The sequence below is a fragment of the Brevundimonas sp. genome, from assembly GCF_031082345.1.
GTDB lineage: Bacteria > Pseudomonadota > Alphaproteobacteria > Caulobacterales > Caulobacteraceae > Brevundimonas.
Genome location: NZ_JAVHLH010000379.1, coordinates 1 through 1,816 on the forward strand (window position 1 = coordinate 1; position 1,816 = coordinate 1,816).

Annotated in this window: 3 protein-coding genes and 1 pseudogene; all 4 read left to right on the forward strand. The window is 64.6% G+C overall.

Translation table 11 applies throughout. The features are described 5' to 3' along the window. Nucleotides 1-275 (forward strand): type IV conjugative transfer system protein TraL (gene traL, locus RDU12_RS15500; RefSeq protein WP_308685550.1); only part of this gene is annotated, 275 nt, incomplete at its 5' end. Next, on the forward strand, nt 275-871 hold the full coding sequence (locus RDU12_RS15505; RefSeq protein ID WP_308685552.1) for a TraE/TraK family type IV conjugative transfer system protein: 597 nt from the start codon (nt 275-277) through the stop codon (nt 869-871). The genes traL and RDU12_RS15505, both read left to right, overlap by 1 nt. 23 nt (nt 872-894) lie before the next feature. Next, a complete protein-coding gene (locus RDU12_RS15510) occupies nt 895-1,584 on the forward strand; it encodes a type-F conjugative transfer system secretin TraK (protein WP_308685554.1) in 690 nt (229 codons plus the stop codon). Next, nucleotides 1,581-1,816 (forward strand): annotated as a pseudogene (locus RDU12_RS15515) (hypothetical protein); the annotation flags it as partial. The gene RDU12_RS15510 and the pseudogene RDU12_RS15515, both read left to right, overlap by 4 nt.

A 1,816-nucleotide genomic window follows, 5' to 3' on the forward strand; every position in this document is an offset into this window, starting at 1 on the left:
CCTATATTCCGCAGTATCTGGACGCGCCGGAGCGCTACCTGGTCTTTACCGGGGACGAGCTGATCGCCGTCGTCGCCCCGCTCCTGATCTGCATTCTGGTCGCCAACTTCCTCGTGGGGTTGATCGTCGCCGGCGCCTGTCTGTGGGCGCTGCGCAAATTCAAACAGGGCAGCAGCCTTAGCCGCATCAAGCGCGCGATCTATTGGGCGCTGCCCTCGGACACGCTGAGGCTGAAAGCCACGCCGCCCTCGCACCTGAGGGAGCTTGCGGGCTGATGAAGGCGGAAAACGTAAACGGACAAGCGCGGGTGCTGAACCGTCGACTGACGGTGCTGGGCGGGATGCTGGGTCTGAGCCTGATCGCGAACGCCGGCCTGGCGGTGAGCGTAGCGACGCAGTCAAAAGTCGTTCTGGTGCCGTCGCTGGTGGACACGGTCGAAATCACCGGGACCAGCGTGGATCGGGACTATCTGGAGCGGCTGAGCCGCGACGTCGTCTACACCTACCTCAACAGGACCCCGGAATCGGCCCGCTATTTCGAGCGAAACCTCGAGCGGATCACGTCGCCGGACACCTATCAGGAAATCAAGTCGGCCCTGATTGCCGACAGGCAGGCCCGACAGCAGTCGCAAACCTCGCAGGTCTATTACCCGGTCGATTTCTTCGTGGACCCCGGCAAGCTCTATGTCGAGGTCACGGGCGATCAACTGCAGATGAACAATCGGCAGGTGATTTCCGACGAACGGAAAATGTACGCGCTGACCTTCGAGCGGCGCGGCGCCCTGGTCCAGCTCAAGAGCATCGAAACCCTTGATCGCGACGCGGCGCGTGGAACGCGCGCCCGCCCCGCCAATACCGGAGAGGTACTATGAAACGCATCTTCGCCCTTGCGGCGATGTCAGCAATGCTGTGCGCGGGCCCGGTGCTGGCCGACCCGGTCGAGGTTCGCGACGGCAAGTTCGACGCCGTTGTCTCGGCGGACCAGATGTCGAGGCTCTCGATCTCGGGCGACAAGATCGTCTCGGTCCGCTCGATCAATGAGCCGGACGGCCCGCAGATGCTGGTCGAGGCCGACGAAACGACGGGCGATGTCTATGTCGCGTTCGATGGCGACGTGCTTGGTCGGACATTTTCGCTGTTCCTGGTGACGCAGTCCGGACGAACGGTGCAGGCGGTCCTGCAGCCGTCCGCCGTTGACGGCCAGACGGTTCTCATCAACCTCGGCGGCACGCCCGCGCAGCCCGGCGCCTCGGTCGAGCGGTCGGAACGTCGGGTGGAGTATCTGGAGACAGTCACCGCCCTCGTGCGGGTGATGTTCCGCGGAGAAACGCCTGAGGGCGTTTCGTGCGGGCGCGGGAACGATGGTTCGACCCGCGTGGGTCCGTTCGAGCTGCGGATTTCGCAGACCTGTCAGGCGCTGGGCCTCCGTGGCCAAGTGATCGATCTGGAGAACAAGTCGGAGGCCGCTGTCCCGGTTGTGGTCGACAGCTTCCTCGTCGCCGGCGTCGTCGCGGCTGCAGCAGATCGAAGCGAACTCCTGCCTGGCGGCCGCGGGCGAGTGTTCGTCGTGGAGGAAATCCGATGAGCATCGGAACCGACCACGAACTGCCCCCCGCGGAGACAGCCTACGAAGGGCCAATCGCGGATGGAAACAGCACGGCGAAGCGCCGCCAGACCCTGATGTGGGGGATCTGCATCGCGGCCGTGACCGTGATGGGCGGGTTCGTCATCTACAACATGATGAAGCCCACGCCGCGCGGGAACGACCCGGAGGCGGCACAACGACTGCTTGCCACGGCCGAACCACGTCGGCCGTG

Bases quoted from the DNA above. Each gene is read 5' to 3' on its own strand.
- RDU12_RS15505 (WP_308685552.1), top strand. From the start codon at position 275: ATGAAGGCGGAAAACGTAAACGGACAAGCGCGGGTGCTGAACCGTCGA.
- RDU12_RS15510 (WP_308685554.1), top strand. From the start codon at position 895: ATGTCAGCAATGCTGTGCGCGGGCCCGGTGCTGGCCGACCCGGTCGAG.